This window comes from Pseudomonas sp. HR96, assembly GCF_034059295.1.
In the GTDB taxonomy this organism is placed as follows: Bacteria; Pseudomonadota; Gammaproteobacteria; order Pseudomonadales; family Pseudomonadaceae; genus Aquipseudomonas.
Genome location: NZ_CP139141.1, coordinates 4183317 through 4199529 on the forward strand (window position 1 = coordinate 4183317; position 16213 = coordinate 4199529).

Annotated in this window: 12 protein-coding genes; 9 read left to right on the forward strand and 3 right to left on the reverse strand. The window is 66.9% G+C overall.

From position 1 onward, the window contains the following. Nucleotides 1-43: 43 nt before the first annotated feature. The 3 genes from SFA35_RS18680 to SFA35_RS18690 are packed head-to-tail and all read right to left on the reverse strand — an operon-like array spanning nucleotide 44 to nucleotide 3112. The gene (locus tag SFA35_RS18680) at nucleotides 44-1336 is read right to left on the reverse strand and encodes a phage tail sheath family protein (protein ID WP_320572014.1); all 1293 of its coding nucleotides are present in this window, start codon (nucleotides 1334-1336) and stop codon (nucleotides 44-46) included. A gap of 50 nt (nucleotides 1337-1386) precedes the next feature. After that, entirely contained in the window at nucleotides 1387-2604 is a 1218-nt protein-coding gene (locus SFA35_RS18685) for a phage tail sheath family protein (protein WP_320572015.1), read from the reverse strand. Nucleotides 2605-2659: 55 nt separating this feature from the next. Then, the gene (locus SFA35_RS18690; protein WP_320572016.1) at nucleotides 2660-3112 is read right to left on the reverse strand and encodes a phage tail protein; all 453 of its coding nucleotides are present in this window, start codon (nucleotides 3110-3112) and stop codon (nucleotides 2660-2662) included. A 543-nt stretch (nucleotides 3113-3655) separates the two neighbouring features. Between SFA35_RS18690 and SFA35_RS18695 the strand changes: the two genes are divergently transcribed. From SFA35_RS18695 to SFA35_RS18735, 9 genes are all read left to right on the forward strand, one after another. Further along, the gene (locus SFA35_RS18695; RefSeq protein WP_320572017.1) at nucleotides 3656-3985 is read left to right on the forward strand and encodes a hypothetical protein; all 330 of its coding nucleotides are present in this window, start codon (nucleotides 3656-3658) and stop codon (nucleotides 3983-3985) included. Nucleotides 3986-4359: 374 nt separating this feature from the next. Then, a complete protein-coding gene (locus SFA35_RS18700; protein WP_320572018.1) occupies nucleotides 4360-5319 on the forward strand; it encodes a MoxR family ATPase in 960 nt (319 codons plus the stop codon). Between the two features lie 3 nt (nucleotides 5320-5322). Next, nucleotides 5323-6306: a DUF58 domain-containing protein gene (locus tag SFA35_RS18705; protein WP_320572019.1), complete on the forward strand. Its 984-nt coding sequence runs from the start codon at nucleotides 5323-5325 to the stop codon at nucleotides 6304-6306. Further along, nucleotides 6303-6800, forward strand: a complete 498-nt coding sequence (locus tag SFA35_RS18710; RefSeq protein WP_320572020.1) for a DUF4381 domain-containing protein — start codon at nucleotides 6303-6305, stop codon at nucleotides 6798-6800. The genes SFA35_RS18705 and SFA35_RS18710 overlap by 4 nt, the downstream gene beginning before the upstream one ends. After that, a complete protein-coding gene (locus tag SFA35_RS18715) occupies nucleotides 6793-7893 on the forward strand; it encodes a VWA domain-containing protein (protein ID WP_320572021.1) in 1101 nt (366 codons plus the stop codon). Before SFA35_RS18710 ends, SFA35_RS18715 begins: the two co-directional genes overlap by 8 nt. Further along, nucleotides 7890-9650 (forward strand): VWA domain-containing protein, encoded by a 1761-nt coding sequence (locus SFA35_RS18720; RefSeq protein WP_320572022.1) that lies wholly within the window; start codon nucleotides 7890-7892, stop codon nucleotides 9648-9650. Before SFA35_RS18715 ends, SFA35_RS18720 begins: the two co-directional genes overlap by 4 nt. Next, nucleotides 9650-11278 (forward strand): BatD family protein, encoded by a 1629-nt coding sequence (locus SFA35_RS18725; RefSeq protein WP_414058554.1) that lies wholly within the window; start codon nucleotides 9650-9652, stop codon nucleotides 11276-11278. The genes SFA35_RS18720 and SFA35_RS18725 overlap by 1 nt, the downstream gene beginning before the upstream one ends. A 62-nt stretch (nucleotides 11279-11340) precedes the next feature. Next, complete coding sequence (locus SFA35_RS18730) at nucleotides 11341-12579, forward strand: exonuclease SbcCD subunit D C-terminal domain-containing protein (protein ID WP_320572024.1); 1239 nt, start codon at nucleotides 11341-11343, stop codon at nucleotides 12577-12579. Continuing rightward, nucleotides 12576-16211 (forward strand): AAA family ATPase, encoded by a 3636-nt coding sequence (locus SFA35_RS18735; protein WP_320572025.1) that lies wholly within the window; start codon nucleotides 12576-12578, stop codon nucleotides 16209-16211. Before SFA35_RS18730 ends, SFA35_RS18735 begins: the two co-directional genes overlap by 4 nt. Nucleotides 16212-16213: the final 2 nt, after the last annotated feature.

A 16213-nucleotide genomic window follows, 5' to 3' on the forward strand; every position in this document is an offset into this window, starting at 1 on the left:
GGTGATCAATCTCCAATCGACTATGAATCACAAACCAATGGCATCACGCCGCCGACAACACCTGACTGAACACCACCTCGATAAACTCCGCCGGCCGCAACGCCGCCATCCCTACGTTCACATTCAAGATTCCTTCGAGCACGTCTTCATCGGTCATCGTCAGCCCATGGCCGACCTGTACGTAGTAGGCCTCCTGCGCGGTGCTGCCCTTGAGCCCGCCCTGGCGCCAGATGTTGTACAGGTAGGCGTCGATGGCCGTGCGCACGGTGGCCCAGGTGGCGCCGTTGTTGGGCATGAACACGGCCACGCGCATGGCGCTGCGGATGTCGCGGGCGGCGGCGTCGAACAGGCGCATGACCTGGATGTGCAGCCACAGCGGCGTGCTCGGCGCGACCATGGTGCGTGCGCCCCATACCCGCACGCCCTCGCCGGCAAAGGCCTTGATCGCGTTGATGCGGTTTTCCAGCAACTTGTCGAGGACACCCGTAGTGACCGGGCGCTCGACGCCGCTGACGTTGTTCAGCGAAGCGCCGGCGGGGGCTTGCCAGGGGCCGCGGTTGGCGTCGGTGCGGCAGTACACGCCGGCGATGGCGGGGCTGGCGGGCAGGTGCACAGGGTTGGCGGCGGCGTAGGCTTCCAGGTGCTGGAAGATCTGGCCATAGAGTGCTTCGTTGCTGGTTTTCAAAGAATCCAGCGTGACCGGTGAAGCCGCCCCGTCGATGGTCACCTTCAACTCGTCATCAGCGGGCCTTGGGCTGTACTGGGTGATCAGGCCTGGATAGTAGACGGCGGTACGTTGCGCGACGGTAGCGGGTTTCTCGTCACCGTTCTTTGAGTCAGCGATCAGGAAGAGACCACCCATTTCCTGTTGCAGCCTGCTCAGTGATTCATACACCGCCTTCGAAGTCGCAGTGGAGACCGTCGCGCACATCAAGGTGATATCGCTGTAGCGTTCGATGATCTCCGGCGCACCGAGAAGGTCTGCCTCCACCTTGAATGGCAGGATGTAGCAACGACCGCCGCCGTTGTCGAAATACAGCTGGATGCAGCGCCAGTTGATGTCCAGCGCACCGGTGACAGCTGCCAAGGTCCAGGCGCCAGGCTGGCCCACCACTGACGTCACCGCCAAGGTCGCCTCGGTCGGCGTCGAAAACTGCTCGGTGAAATCAAACCAGCTGGCCACTTCGATGCACTTGCCCAGCGCGATCGCCACGCCGTCCTTGCCCTTGAAATTACCGATGAACACCGGCACTGCGGTCGCGCCGGAGGGCACTGAGAGCAAGGGCAGGTTGCTTTCTTCGACGTAGACGCCGGGCACGGTATAGGTAACTGGCATGATCGATTCCTCGGGCGGAGCGCATCAGTGAATGAGCAGGCAGGCGGCACTCAAGCGGCGGGCATGTTCATGATCTGGGTGAAGCGCAGCACGATGAACTCGGCGGGTCGGGTGATCGCCAGACCGACATGAATGATCATCTTGCCTTCGAGCAGGTCCGCCTGAACCATGGTTTCGTCGAGCCCGACCTGAACGAAGAAGGCCTCGTTCTCGGTGCCGCCCATCAGGCCGCCCTGCTCCCAGATGCGTCGCAGGTAGCTGGTGATGGCACCTCTGGCGCGTTGCCAGGTCGGCTGGTGGTTGGGCTCGAAGATCAACGGGCGCAGGGCCTTGCGGATATCCTTTTGCGCGTTGAGCATCAGCCGCCGCACGGGGATGTATTTGTTTTCAGGTGTGTTGTCGCGCGTGCGCACGCCCCAGATCACCGACGGCCGCCCCGGGAAGGCGCGGATCATGTTCAGCGCTGGCTCCATGTAGTCGGCCTGGTCGCTGTCGCTGATGTGGATCAACGGCGTGACGCCTCCGCGCAGGTCGAAGTTGGCGGCGGCATGCCAAGGGCCATGCAGCCCATCGGTTTCGCAGATGGCCCCGGCGACGGCGGCGCTGGGTGGAATTTTGTTCTCGCCTGCCCAGCTCGCCTCCAGCCATGGGTAGAAGGCCGCGATATTGGGACCTTCAGGGAAGCCAGTCGGGAGGGGCAGTGGGCCGACGGGGCCGTCGAGCAGCCCAAAGCGGGTCTGGAAAGGCTTCTCGCACAGCGCTGCGATTTCCCCCGCGAGGGCCGCAGGCCCTGTACCGGCTTGGACCACCAGGGTGATGTCTTCGCGAGACTCGATTTCCTCCGCCCAGCCCTCGCCGGTGGAAACGGTATAAAACAGCCCGCCACCGTTATCCAGGTAGGTCTTGACCGCCAGGTGCAGGACATTCCCGCGGTCCAGCACGAATTCGCTGCCATCGGCAGGGCCGAATTCGCGGGTGAATGTCACCCAGTTGGGAATGCGGTGGACGATCGCGTCATTATCCAGCACCTGCGCGCCATCAGTCCCCGCAGCCGGCTGTGCAGCCTCGGCCACCCCTTTGCGGGACTTGGCCTTGCCCTTCTTGTCCGGTTTGCTTTGCTCGTTCTCTGCCGGCCCATCGAGCAACGATCCGGTCGGATGCGCATACAGGAACGCCGGCACTGCGCTGGCGCCGCTGGCGACCGTGAGAAAGGTACCGGGTGCTTCCCAAACATAGACGCCGGGTGTGGGTTTGGTCATTGTGGTCATGAATGCGCATCCTGAGGACGAGGAACGTGGCGAACGATTGGCAATCGGGCGAAGATCAATCGACGAACGTCAAATCGAATCGGTCGGCGGCAAAGTTGATGGTTTCAACATAGAAGGCCGCATTGGTGGCATCGAAAGTTGCCGCCGTGACCCCGGTCGGAAAACAATTGATCATCGTGTAGCTCAAGAACACCGTGGTGCCTTGCTCGTCGGTCAGGTCGACGGTGACGTCCTTCTTCTCGATGCGGTTCATGCGAGAATCGGCGAACCACTTCCAGAAATAATTGCGCGGCGCAACCAGCGCACGGCCCAGCGAAAAGTCCATATCGCTCAGCAGCCCCGGCGCCCGCCAGATACCGCCGCGGCCGTCGCGATAGGTCACCGCCGCGCGGCTTGGCGAGGGCGGGGTGATGGTCGAACAGGAGAGCACTTCACTGCCGAAGCGCACGATGAAACGCGCTGTCTGCAAGGGGGAGGTTTTTTCGACTTCTTCGGCGGTTTGGGCCATGTCAGCAACTCCGCAATGAATTGACCGGAAACTTCCGGGGCAGGTCACAAGCAACTTTCATGGTCAAAGTTAGTTGCGATGCCGGGCACTGACAAGGCCCCCGGGGCGAAATAATTGAAAGCTTTCTTACAATTAACACCGGGTGAATCCTGAACAAAAATCACAACTTTGAAAGTAAATTTTCGTTACTCTATCCGTGACATTCGGCGCGGCCACCCGCGCCCTCACCGGGCTGCAGGCCGAGCGGGCAAAAACGTGACCGAGCGGTCGATTTCACACGCCCCGGTCATTTATGTAGTGACCTGAAAATATCACTACATTTTTCTTGACGACCCCTTCAGCCTTTAGCATGATGGCCCCGTCTCCCCGATCGGGAGCACTGGCAAAAGGTATTGCGCAGGGCCTGGCGAATAGCCGCTTCCTGCCATGTGTTCTGCCCACAAGGCACATTGATTCCGCCTTCGAGCCGCCCATCTACGGCTCTTGAATGCCATGTTTGCGATGCACCACAGACAGATCAATTCACGCTAAAGGGGCTCCACCATGAACTTGAATCAACAACCGACCATCAACGACCTGGCCCGCCTGTTCGCCGCGCGCAAGGACACCCTCGACAGCCACATCCTGTGGGTCTGCGCAAGCGGCGAGGTGAAGATCGAACCCTTGACCCCGCATGCGGCCGAGGATGATTTCCAACAGAGCCGCCCGACCATGCGCGCGCGCCTGCGCACCTACCGCCGCGGTGCTGGCTATGTGGGCCGCAAGGCCGCCGCCGACCACGATTTTCTTGGCCGGGTGTTGCATACGTTGAACAGCGAATGGCCGGCGGTACGCCAGGCGGACGGCGTTCGGGTTGTCGACAAATATTGCTGATGCTATCGCGGCAGGTAGTAAATAAACCTAGGCATTCGGTGTTGCTCCGCTCGCCAGCTTCGCCGGCTCCTACGCCACCTGTGGCATCACCCGGATTGGCGTAGGAGCCGGCGCGGCTGGCGAGGGCAACACCTCGCTATCTGGGTGGATCATCTGCTGGTATCGCGGCCCATGGCCAATCAAGCCTGGCGTCCGGGGCCGCCCCGCTCGCCAGCTGCGCCGGCTCCTACGCCACCTGTGGCCATCGCGGACTTGCCATTTCACCCACCGATTCCTAACCACCCCCTGAATGGATTAAAGTAGTGGCCCCCGGCCAAGTACCCAGACGCACGCTCTCCCAAGTGCGCGGGCCTTCCTTTCAGGAACCCTCATCGATGGAACATCGTGAAGCGCTAATCGCGCTGCGAACCTTTCTTTCCACGCAGATCCTCGGCCAGGAAAAGCTCGTCGAGCGCCTGCTCATCGTGCTGCTCGCCGACGGCCATATGCTGGTGGAAGGCGCGCCGGGGCTGGCCAAGACCAAGGCCATCAAGGAGCTGGCCGAGGGCGTCGAGGCACAGTTCCATCGCATCCAGTTCACCCCCGACCTGCTGCCCGCCGACATCACCGGCACCGAGATCTATCGCCCGGAAACCGGCAGCTTCGTGTTCCAGCAAGGGCCGATCTTCCACAACCTGGTGCTCGCCGACGAAATCAACCGGGCGCCAGCCAAGGTGCAATCGGCGCTGCTCGAAGCCATGGCCGAGCGCCAGGTCAGCGTCGGGCGCAGCACCTACAACCTGTCGCCGCTGTTTCTGGTGATGGCCACGCAGAATCCCATCGAGCAGGAGGGCACCTATCCCCTGCCCGAGGCCCAGCTCGACCGCTTCCTGATGCACGTGAAAATCGGCTTCCCGGACGCCGCCGTCGAGCGGCGTATCCTGCAACAGGCGCGGGGCGAGGCGCTCAACGGCGAGACCAAGCCGGAAAAACGCGTCAGCCAGCAGGCGATCTTCGCCGCGCGCAAGGAGATCCTCGGCCTTTATATGGCCGACGCGGTTGAGGAGTACCTGGTGCAGCTGATCATGGCCACGCGCACGCCCAGCAAGTTCGACTCGGAAATGGCCGAGTGGATCGCCTATGGCGCCAGCCCGCGCGGCTCGATCGCTCTGGACCGCTGCGCGCGCGCCCACGCCTGGCTGGCCGGGCGCGACTTCGTCAGCCCCGAGGACATCCAGGCGGTGCTGTTCGACGTGTTGCGCCATCGCATCATCCTGTCATTCGAGGCCGAAGCGGCCGGAATCGATCAGGACCGCGTAGTGCAGCGCATCCTCGACGTCGTGGCCGTGGCCTGAGGCATGAGCCCTAGCGAAGCACTGCCCGCCGCCCCTGGCATCCGCGTGACCCTGGCCGACTTGATCGAGATGCGCCATCGCGTGCGCGAAGTGCAGCTGTTTTCCACACCCGCGCAGCGCAGCCCGTTGATCGGCCTGCACCATTCCAAGCTGCGCGGGCGCGGCGTCGACTTCGACCAGGTGCGCGTGTACCAGGCCGGCGACGACGTGCGCAGCATCGACTGGCGCGTTACCGCGCGCACCCAGGAGCCGCACACCAAGCTGTTCCACGAGGAGCGCGAGCGGCCGATCTTCATTCTGGTCGAACAAAGCCGGCGGCTGTTCTTCGGCTCGGGGCTGGCCTTCAAGTCGGTGCTGGCCGCGCAGGCGGCCGCGCTGATCGGCTGGGCCGCGCTGGGCCACAACGATCGCATCGGCGGCCTGGTGTTCGGCGACGGCGAACACTACGAGATCAAGCCGCGACGCAGCAAGCAGAGCCTGCTGCAACTGCTCAACCGCCTGGTGCGGGTCAATCAGAGCCTGCACAGCGAAGCCAGACCGGAGGCCGATGCCCTGGGCATGGCCCTGCGCCGAGCCCGCGAAGTGCTGCGCCCCGGCAGCCTGGCCATCATCATCTGTGACGAGCGCGCATTGGTGGACGCCGCCGAGCAGCAATTGAGCCTGCTGTCGCGTCACTGCGACCTGCTGTTATTGCCGCTCAGCGACCCCCTCGACCACGCCCTGCCGGCAGCCGGCCTGCTGCGGTTCGAGGAGCGCCAGGCACACCTGCAGCTCGATACCCTCAACGCCGAGCTGCGCCAGGCCTACCGCGCCCAGGGTGAGGCGCGGATTCTGCGCTGGGAGATGCTGGCGCAGAAGCTGCGCATCCTGCTGATGCCGCTGAGCACGCAGAGCTCGATGATCGAGCAGCTGCGCGAGTACCTGAATGCCGGTGCTCCCGGCAAGCACTCTTCAGGGAGCAAACACAGTCCGGGCAAGCAACCATGAGCTCGCTGCAGCAGTTGCAGCCGCTGATCGCCCCGCCGGCGATCGGCCTGTGGCCACCGGCGCCCGGTTGGTGGGCCTTGCCGGTGCTGCTCGGCGCACTCGGCTGGGCGGCCTGGCACTGGCGCGCGCAGCTGCGCTGGCGTCGAAAGGACGCTGCAGCCGCCGAGCAACCGCTCGACCCGGTGCGCAGCGAAGCCCTTGCCGAACTGGCCATGATGCCGCGCCCCTACAACGGCGCGCCGGCCGGCGCCTGGCTGCAGCAGATCAACGCGCTGCTCAAACGCCTGTGCCGCAGCCATTACCCCAACAGCCACAGCCATACCCTCAATGGCCGGCAATGGCTGGCGTTCCTCGACAACCGCTGCCCGGCCGCCGGCCTGACGCACTGGATGATCCTGGTCGAAGGCGTGTACAAGCCTGAGTGCAAACTCGATGACAAGGCCATCCTGGGCCTCAGTCAGGCGGTGGACACCTGGATTCGCAAACATGTTTGAGTTCGCCTGGCCCTGGCTGTTCGCCCTGCTGCCCTTGCCCTGGCTGCTGCGCCTGGTGCTGCCGGCAGCCGACAGCGGCGAGGCGGCGCTCAAGGTGAGCTTTCTCGCCGACCTCGAGCAATTGAGCAAGCGCCGCGCCCGGGTCGGCCTGCCCGCCTGGCAGCAGCAGGCGCGCTTCGTGCTCGTGTGGCTGTTGCTGCTCAGCGCCGCCGCGCGCCCGCAGTGGCTCGGCGAGCCATTGCCGATAGCCGCCAGTGGCCGCGACCTGCTGGTGGCGGTGGACGTCTCGGGCTCGATGGACTACCCCGACATGCACTGGCAAAACGACGACATCAGCCGCCTGAGCCTGGTCAAGCACCTGCTCGGCGACTTTCTCGAACAGCGCATGGGCGATCGAGTGGGGCTGATCCTGTTCGGCACCAAGCCCTACCTGCAAGCACCGCTGACTTTCGACCGGCACACCGTGCGCCAGTGGCTGGACGACGCCGCCGTCGGCATCGCCGGCAAGAACACCGCCATCGGCGATGCCATCGGCCTGGCGGTCAAGCGCCTGCGCCAGCGTCCGGCGCAGAGCCGGGTGTTGATCCTGGTCACCGACGGCGCCAACAACGGCGGGCAGATCCACCCGCTGACCGCCGCGCGGCTGGCCGCCCAGGAGCACGTGCGCATCTACACCATCGGCCTGGGCGCCGACCCGCAGGACAGCGGCGGTCTGGGCGTGCTCGGGGTCAACCCGGACCTGGACCTGGATGAAGCCAGCCTCAAGGAGATCGCCAGCCTCACCGGCGGCGGCTACTTCCGCGCCCGCGACGGCGATCAGCTGCAAAAGATCGGCGCCACCCTCGACCTGCTCGAGCCGGTCGCCCAGCAGCCGACCCGCGCCCGCCCGGTGCAGGAATTGTACTTCTGGCCGCTGGCCCTGGCCCTGCTCGGCAGCGCCTTGCTGGCGGTGCGTGAGCGTTGGCCGGACAACCTGCTGCGCCGCCTCTACGAGCGCCTGCCGGGCCGTCGCCGGCTGCTCGACGCTGCGTTGCTGGCGACCCCGGACTGGCACGCGCGGCTCGAGCGGCTGCGCCTGCGGAGACGGCGATGAACGCCCTGTTTGGCGGCCTCTGGCCGCACTGGTATCGCCCCCTGGCGCTGTTGCTGGTGCCCCTGCTCGGCTGGCTGCTATGGCAGCTATGGCACCGGCAACGGCGCGCCGGTCGCTGGCAGATGATCCTGCCGCCGACCTTTCATGCCGCCCTGCTCACCGGCGGCAGCGGGCGCAGCAGCCGCCTGCCGTGGGTCGTGCTCGGCCTGGCCTGGACCCTGGCGGTGCTGGCGCTGCTCGGGCCCAGCTGGCAGCGCGTGGAACAAACCGCGCAAAAGCCGGCCGACCCGCTGGTGGTGATGCTCGAACTGACCCCCGAGATGCTCGCCACCGACGTGCAGCCCAACCGCCTGGAACTGGCCCGGCGCAAGCTGCTCGACCTGCTGCACCAGCGCCGTGACGCACAGACCGCCATCGTCGTGTACGCCGGCAGTGCCCATGTGCTGGTGCCGCTGTCCGACGACCTGGCCACCAGCGCCAACCTGCTCGCCGCGCTCAAGCCATCGATCATGCCCCAGCCCGGCCACCGCGCCGACCTGGCGGTGCGCAAGGCGCTGGCGCTGCTCGACCAGGGCGCGCTGGGCCAGGGTCGGCTGCTGCTGATCGGCTCGCAGCTCGACGAAAAAGAGCGCGAGGCGATTCGCCAGAGCCTCGGCAGCCGCTCACCGCGCCTGTTGATGCTGGGCATCGGCACCCGCGAGGGCGCGCCGGTGAAACAGGAGAACGGCGAATTCCTGCAGGACAGCCAAGGCGCGATCCTGGTCGCGCAGCTGGACAGCCCAAGCCTCAAGAGTTTCGTCAGCGACCTGGGCGGCGACTTCCGCGCCGCCCGCAGCGACGACCTGGACCTGCGCGAACTGGGCCTGTACGACAACCCCCGCTCGTTGCGCGGCAACGGCCAGACCCTGCAACTGGACAGCTGGGCCGACCAGGGTTACTGGCTGCTGCTGCCGGTGTTGCTGCTGGCCGCCTGTGCCGGCCGGCGTGGCTGGCTGCTGGGCCTGCCGCTATTGTTGCTCGGTGCGCCGCAGCCCAGCTATGCGGCGAGCTTCATCGACCTGTGGCTGCGCCCCGATCAGCAGGGCCAGCAGATGCTCGACCAGCAGCGCCCGGCCGAAGCCGCACGGCGCTTCGCCAACCCGCAGTGGCAGGGCTTGGCACTGTACGAGGCCGGCGACTTCAACGGCGCCGCCAGCCGCTTCGCCCAGGGCAACAGCGCCGCCGACCACTACAACCGCGGCAACGCCCTGGCTCGCGCCGGCCAGCTGGAAGCGGCGCTGGACGCCTACGAGCAGGCGCTGGATCGTCAGCCGGACCTGGCCCAGGCGCTGCAGAACAAGGCTTTGGTCGAGCAGATTCTCGACGAGCAGCGCCGCGCCGAACAGGCGGCCAAGGCCACCGACCGCGCGCATGACGATGACAAACTGGCCGGTGCCAGCAGCGGGGGCGCCCCCGGCAGTGAAGCCAGCAGTGGCAAAAGTGACGCCGCGCAGGCCGTCAACCCAACAGAGCACTCGCCGCCAAGCGGCAAACCCGGCGATAATCCCCCGCCTCACGCCAGGCAGCAGGCCCCGGGCCGTGGCGGCGACGACGACAGCACCACCCGCGCGCCGCAACGCCCGGCCGGCGGCAGCCTGGATGCCGAGCAGCAACAGGCGCTGGAGCAATGGCTGCGCCAGGTGCCCGACGACCCCGCCGAGCTGCTGCGGCGCAAATTCTGGTACGAACTTCAGCAAAGTCAGGACACCACCCGATGATTCGCCGCGTCAGCGCCTGTTTGATCTGCTGCCTGTTGGCCCTGCTGGCCTTGCCCAGCCAGGCGGCGACCCTCGTGGCGAGCGTTGATCGCACGCGCCTGGGCGCCGGCGAGACGGTGGAGCTGACCCTGCAGAGTAACGACGTCACCCAGTTCGGCAAGCCGGACCTGACCGCTCTGGACCTGGACTTCGAGGTGCGCGACACCCGCCAGGTCAATCGCCCCGCCACCCTCGACACCGACGCCCAGGCCACCACACGCTGGATGATCACCTTGCTGCCACGCCACACCGGGACCGTCAGCATCCCGCCGTTGCAGCTGGGCGACGCCAAAAGCCAGGCCATCACCCTGCAGGTGCTGGTGGGCGATGACGCCGATGCCAACAACCTGGCACCGGTGTTCATCGACGCCAGCCTGGACGCCGACAGCGTCTACGTCCAGGCCCAGGCGGTGCTCACCGTGCGCATCTACCACTCGGTGGCGCTGTACGACGACAGCAAGCTCTCGCCGTTGCAGATCACCGACGCCCGCACCGAGCAGCTGGGCGAGCCCAGGACCTACGAAAAGCTGATCAAGGGCGTGCGCCACGGGGTCATCGAGCTGCGCTTCGCCATCTACCCGCAACGCAGCGGCGAGCTGATGATTCCGGCGCAGGTGTTCAGCGCGACGCTGGCCGATCTTGCCGATGGCGACGCCACCCCGCGCCCCGGCAAGGTGCTGCGGGTCACGTCGGCGCAGATCCCGCTGAACGTGCGCCCGCGCCCCGCCGCCTGGCCCAGCGACGCGCAGTGGCTGCCGGCGCGCAGCCTGAGTCTCAGCGAAAGCTGGAACCCGGAGCCGGCGCAGAGCCAGGTGGGCGACTCGCTGACCCGTACCCTGAGCCTCAAGGCCGACGGCCTGTCCAGCGCGCAACTGCCACCGCTGCCCGCCACCAACGTCAACGGCCTGCGTCGCTACCCCGACCAGCCGCAGCTGAACAACCTGGCCAGCGAGCGCGGGCTGATCGGCAGCCGCGACGAGCGCGAAGCGCTGGTGCCGACCCGCAGCGGCAACATCGACCTGCCGCCGGTGGAGGTGGTGTGGTGGAACACCCATGAAGACCACCTGGAACGCAGCAGCCTGCCGGCGCGCAGCCTGCGCGTGGTGGACAACCCGACCCTGGCGGTGGAAACCCCGGTCGCCGACAGCGCCGCACCGGCGCCAAACGCCCTGCTGTGGCCGTGGAAGGTGGCCACCGTGTTGTTCGCCTTCACCACTCTGCTGGGCTTTCTGCTGTGGTGGCGCGCCCGCTCGCTGCCGGCGGTGCAGCGCACCGCGCAGACCGGCCCCAGCCCGCGCAGCCTGATGGACGACATCAAGCGCGCCTGCCAGGCCAACGACACCTATGCCACCCGCCAGGCCATCGACGCCTGGGCCCGCCAGCAACCGGAAACCCTGGCCGACATGGCCGCGCGCTTCGTGCCGCTGTCCGATGCCCTGGACGGCCTCAACGGCGCCCTGTACAGCGAGGCCGGGCAGTTCTGGCAGGGCGGCGACCTGTGGCGCGCGATCAATGCCATCCCGCGGGTCGAGCGCCAGACCCTGCAGGTGGGCGACAATGGCGGGCTGCCGCCGTTGTATCCGAAGTAGGTTGTATGTCGAGCTGTTCAATATGGCCACCACCGGCCGCCATACCTTGTTAGGACCCCCCAATGCGCTTGTTCCACACCTCCGACTGGCACCTGGGCCAGACCCTGCACGGCCAGGAGCGGGACCACGAACACGCGTGCTTCCTGCAATGGCTGTTGCGCCAACTCAAGGAGCAGCGGCCTGATGTGCTGCTGATCGCCGGTGATGTGTTCGATACGGTCAACCCGCCGGTCAAGGCGCAGGAGCGCCTGTACAACTTCATCGTCGATGCCCATGAACAGCAGCCGCAGCTGACCATTGTGATGATCGCCGGCAACCACGACTCCGGCTCGCGAATCGAGCTGCCGGCGACCCTGATGCGCCGCCTGCGCACCCACGCGCTGGGTCGCGTGTCGTGGCTCGACGACGGCGTGCTCGACAGCGAGCGCCTGCTGCTGCCGCTGCCCGACGCCAACGGCGCCATCGCTGGCTGGTGCCTGGCCCTGCCCTTCCTGCGCCCGGCCGAAGTCACCGGCCAGCACCTGGGCGACGACTACCTGCAAGGCATCGGCCGGGTCCACGACATGCTCATCGCTGCCGCCCAGGCCAGGCGCCAGCCGGGTCAGGCGCTGATAGCCATCAGCCATGCGCACATGGCCGGTGGCAGCGTGTCGCTGGATTCGGAGCGCAACCTGATCGTCGGCAGCGCCGAGGCCCTGCCCGCCAGCCTGTTCGGCAGCGACATCGGTTACGTCGCCCTCGGCCACCTGCATAAACCGCAGCGGGTCAACGGCGAGGAACGCATCCGCTACAGCGGCTCGCCGCTGCCGCTGTCGTTCGCCGAAATCGACTACCCGCACCAGATCCTCGACGTGCGCTTGGACGGCGAAACCCTGGCCAGTGTCGAAACCCTGCGCGTGCCGCGCGCCGTCGAACTGCTGCGGGTCGGCCCGCTGCCGCTGGCCGAGGTGCTGGCCAGGCTGGCCGAACTGCCCGAGCTCGACCTGCTGGCCGAGCTTTTGCAACAACCCTGGCTGGAGGTGCGCGTGCGCCTCGACGAGCCGCAACCGGACCTGCGCCAGCAGATCGAGCTGGCCCTGCAGAACAAGGCCGTACGCCTGGTGCGCATTGCCGCCGAATACGCCGGCAAGGCCGACGCCAGCGACGCCGAAAGCCAACTGCTGGAACTCGGCCAGTTGAGCCCCTTCGACCTGTTCGGTCGCGCCTGGCAGGATGCCTACGGCAGCGAGATCGACGCCCAGGTCCTGAGCGACTTCGCCCTGCTGCTGCAGGACGTGCAGATGGAAGACCCCACCGCATGAAGATTCTTGCCATCCGCCTGAAGAACCTCGCTTCACTGGCCGGCCCCTTCGAGCTGGACTTCACCGCAGAACCTTTGGCCAGTGCCGGCCTGTTCGCCATCACCGGCCCCACCGGCGCCGGCAAGAGCACTCTGCTCGACGCCCTGTGCCTGGCGCTGTTCGGCGCTGTGCCGCGGCTCAACCAGACCGGGCGCGACGCCAAGGTACCCGACGGCGACGGCGAAATCGCCACGGGCGACCCGCGCACGCTGTTGCGCCGGGGCACCGGCACAGGCTTTGCCGAGGTCGACTTCGTCGGCATCGACGGGCACCGCTACCGCGCCCGCTGGGAGGCCAACCGCGCCCGCGACAAGGCTGGCGGCAAGCTGCAGCCGAGCAAGCAGAGCCTGCTGGACCTGGACAGTGAGCAGGTGGTCGCCAGCCAGAAACGCGAATATGAAATCGAGCTGGAAAAGCGCCTGGGCCTCAACTTCGCGCAGTTCACCCGCGCCGTGCTGCTGGCGCAGAGCGAATTCAGCGCCTTTCTCAAGGCCAACGACAACGAGCGCAGCGAGTTGCTGGAGAAACTCACCGACACCGCGCTCTACACCCAGCTGGGCAAGCGCGCCTTCGAGAAGAGCCGCGACGCGGAAAAGGCCGTCAAGGAGCTGCGTGACAGGGCCGGCGGCATCGCCCCGCTGGCCGTCGAGGCCCGCGATGCACTCGATGCGCAATACGCCGCTGCCCTGCTCGACTACAAGGCGCAGCAGGCCGCGCTGCGTCAGCTCGAACAGCAAGTGCAACGGCAACAGGAAGGCCAGCGGCTGACCGAGGCCAGCCAGGCCGCCGCCACGCAACTGGCCGAAGCCGAGCAAGGCTGGCAAGCCTTGGCCGAAGCCCGAGTCGAGCTGCTGCAACTGGAGCAATTGGCCCCGCAGCGGCACCTGTTCGAACGCCGCGAACAGGCACATCGACAGTGGCAGCCGCTGGCCGGGCAGATCGCTCTCCAGCAGCGCCAGCAGGCCGAGCTGCAACAACGCCAGGTCGATCTGCAGACGCGCCAGAGCAACGCCAGCGCCACACTGGCTCAGGCCCTCGAAGTGCAAAACGATAGCGAGCCGCTGCTGCGCCAGGCGTTCGCCCAACAGGCGGAATCCACCCGCCTGGCCGCGCAGACGGCTGAGGCCCAAGCCGCCGTGCACAACGCGCAGCACGACTGCGAGCAAGGCCAGGCGCAGTTGCAAGACTTGCAGCAGCGCCAGCAGGCCAGCACCGAGCAACTGGAGCAGATCGCCACGCAACTGGCGGCCAGCCAGCCACTGGCCGGCCTGGGCGACGCCTGGGACGTGCATCGGCGCGTGCTGCAGCAAGGCGTGGCCCTCAGCGGCCGGCTGCGCCAGGGACGCCACGAGTTACCGGCGCTGGAGCAGCGCGCCGGCGAGCAGTCACGCCAGGTCCAGCAGCTTGAGCAGCAATGGCAGGCGCTGCATGCCGAGGCGCAGGTCAGCCCGCAGCAGTTGGGCGAGCGCCTGCAGGAGAGCACCGCCCAACTGCACGAGCAACGCTTGCACGTGCGCGGCTTCGAAGAGCTGCAACGGCACTGGCTGCGCCTCGACGACCTGGCCCAGCAGCAACGCGAGCTGGCCGATCAGCAGCGCCAGCTGGCCGAACAACGCGAGCAGCGCACCGCCGAAGGCTTGCAGGTCAAGCAGCAGCATCAACAGGCCGAGCAAGCCCTGGCGGTCACCGTGCAGCTGCTGGGCCGCCAGCGCCTGGCGCGCAGCGCCAGCGTCGAACAACTGCGCGCGCAGTTGCAGGACGACCGGGCCTGCCCGGTGTGCGGCAGCCTGGAGCATCCCTATCACCTGCCCGAAGCGCTCAACGCGGCGCTTGGCGAGCACGACGACAGCGAGGAAGCGGCCGCCCGCTTGCAGGTCGAACGACTGGCCACGCGGCTGACCGAATTGCGCGTCGAAGTCAGCACCCTGGTCGAACAGCAAAAGCGCAACCACCAACAGGAGCAGGCCTTCGCCGAGTTGCAGACAAGCCTGTCGGCGGCCCTGCACGCCCACCCGCAGTATCCGCAACTGCCCGACAGCGAACAGGCGATCTGGCTTGGCAACCGCCTGCAGGAGGCCGGCCGCGAGATCGCGGCGCTGGAGTCGACGCAGCAACGCCTGCTGGCCGTGCAGCAGCAGGCCACACGCCTGCAGTTGCACATCCAGCAGGCCCGTGAGGCCAGCCAGGCCGCCAGCGCCGCGCTCAACGAACAGCAACGGCAGTTGCTCGGCGACCAGCAACGCCTGGACGAAGACCTCGAAGGCTTCGTCGCGCTGTTGCCCGCCGCGACCTTGCAGGGTTTGCGCGAAGAGCCGACCGCGACCTTCATGGCCCTGGACCAGCAATTGGCGGCACGCCTGCAACAGCTCGACAGCCAACGTGAGGAGCAACGAGCCGCCAGCGAACGTCAGCGCAGCATCGATCAGCTCGCCACACAGCAAGCGGCGTTGCAACAACGCCTCGCACAGGTTCGCCAGCAACACACGACACTGGCTGCGCAACGCGCCACCGTCGCCGCCACGCTGGCCAGCCTGCTGGGCGAGCATGCTGACGCCGAGCATTGGCAAAGCGCCCTGCAAGGCCGCGTGCAGACCTGCCGCGAGGAAGAAGCCGCCAGCGCCCAGGGCCTGCAGGACACCCGCACGCAGAGTGCCCTGCTGGCCAGCGAGCTCAAGGCGAGCGAGCAGCACCAGGCGGATTTGGGCAAGACCGTGCAGGCGCTGGATGAGAGCATCGCGCTGTGGCGCAGCGGCCATCCGCAGCTCGATGACGCGGGCCTGGCACGCCTGCTGACCCTCGGCGCCGACGCGCTCGAGCAGCGTCGCCTGCAGGTGCAGCAGGCCGAACGTGCCATCGAACAGGCGCGGGTGCTGCTGGCTGAACGCCAACAACGCCAACAGGCCCATCAGGCAGGCGTCGGCACAGACGTTCAGGAAGAGCAACTGCACAGCCAACTGCTTGCCACCCAGCAAGCCTGCGCGGCAGGTGAAGAGCGCTGCGCCGACCTGCGTGCACAGCTCAGCGAAGACCAGCGCCGCGTCGACGCCAACGCCCAGCTGCAACACGGCATCGACGCCGCACAGCGCGAATACCTGCGCTGGGCACGGATCAGCGAGGTGATCGGCAGCCAGAGCGGCGATCGCTTTCGCAAGATCGCGCAGGCCTGCAACCTCGACCTGCTGGTGCACCACGCCAACGTGCAGCTGCGCCAACTGGTGCGCCGCTACCGGCTCAAGCGCGGCGGCAGCCTGCTCGGCCTGCTGGTGCTGGACACCGAGATGGGCGACGAGCTGCGCTCGGTGCATTCACTCTCGGGAGGTGAAACCTTTCTGGTATCGCTGGCGCTGGCGTTGGGGCTGGCCTCGATGGCGTCGAGCACCTTGAAGATCGAGTCATTGTTCATCGACGAGGGCTTCGGCAGCCTCGACCCCGAATCCCTGCAACTGGCCATGGACGCGCTGGACGGCCTGCAGGCGCAGGGGCGCAAGGTGGCGGTGATTTCCCATGTGCAGGAGATGCACGAGCGCATCCCGGTGCAGATTCAGGTCAAGCGCCTGGGTAATGGGTTGAGTGCAGTGCAGGTGGTCGGCTGAAG

Coding starts and splice junctions, on each gene's coding strand:
- SFA35_RS18680 (WP_320572014.1), bottom strand. CDS start 1,336: ATGCCAGTTACCTATACCGTGCCCGGCGTCTACGTCGAAGAAAGCAAC.
- SFA35_RS18685 (WP_320572015.1), bottom strand. CDS start 2,604: ATGACCACAATGACCAAACCCACACCCGGCGTCTATGTTTGGGAAGCA.
- SFA35_RS18690 (WP_320572016.1), bottom strand. CDS start 3,112: ATGGCCCAAACCGCCGAAGAAGTCGAAAAAACCTCCCCCTTGCAGACA.
- SFA35_RS18695 (WP_320572017.1), top strand. CDS start 3,656: ATGAACTTGAATCAACAACCGACCATCAACGACCTGGCCCGCCTGTTC.
- SFA35_RS18700 (WP_320572018.1), top strand. CDS start 4,360: ATGGAACATCGTGAAGCGCTAATCGCGCTGCGAACCTTTCTTTCCACG.
- SFA35_RS18705 (WP_320572019.1), top strand. CDS start 5,323: ATGAGCCCTAGCGAAGCACTGCCCGCCGCCCCTGGCATCCGCGTGACC.
- SFA35_RS18710 (WP_320572020.1), top strand. CDS start 6,303: ATGAGCTCGCTGCAGCAGTTGCAGCCGCTGATCGCCCCGCCGGCGATC.
- SFA35_RS18715 (WP_320572021.1), top strand. CDS start 6,793: ATGTTTGAGTTCGCCTGGCCCTGGCTGTTCGCCCTGCTGCCCTTGCCC.
- SFA35_RS18720 (WP_320572022.1), top strand. CDS start 7,890: ATGAACGCCCTGTTTGGCGGCCTCTGGCCGCACTGGTATCGCCCCCTG.
- SFA35_RS18730 (WP_320572024.1), top strand. CDS start 11,341: ATGCGCTTGTTCCACACCTCCGACTGGCACCTGGGCCAGACCCTGCAC.
- SFA35_RS18735 (WP_320572025.1), top strand. CDS start 12,576: ATGAAGATTCTTGCCATCCGCCTGAAGAACCTCGCTTCACTGGCCGGC.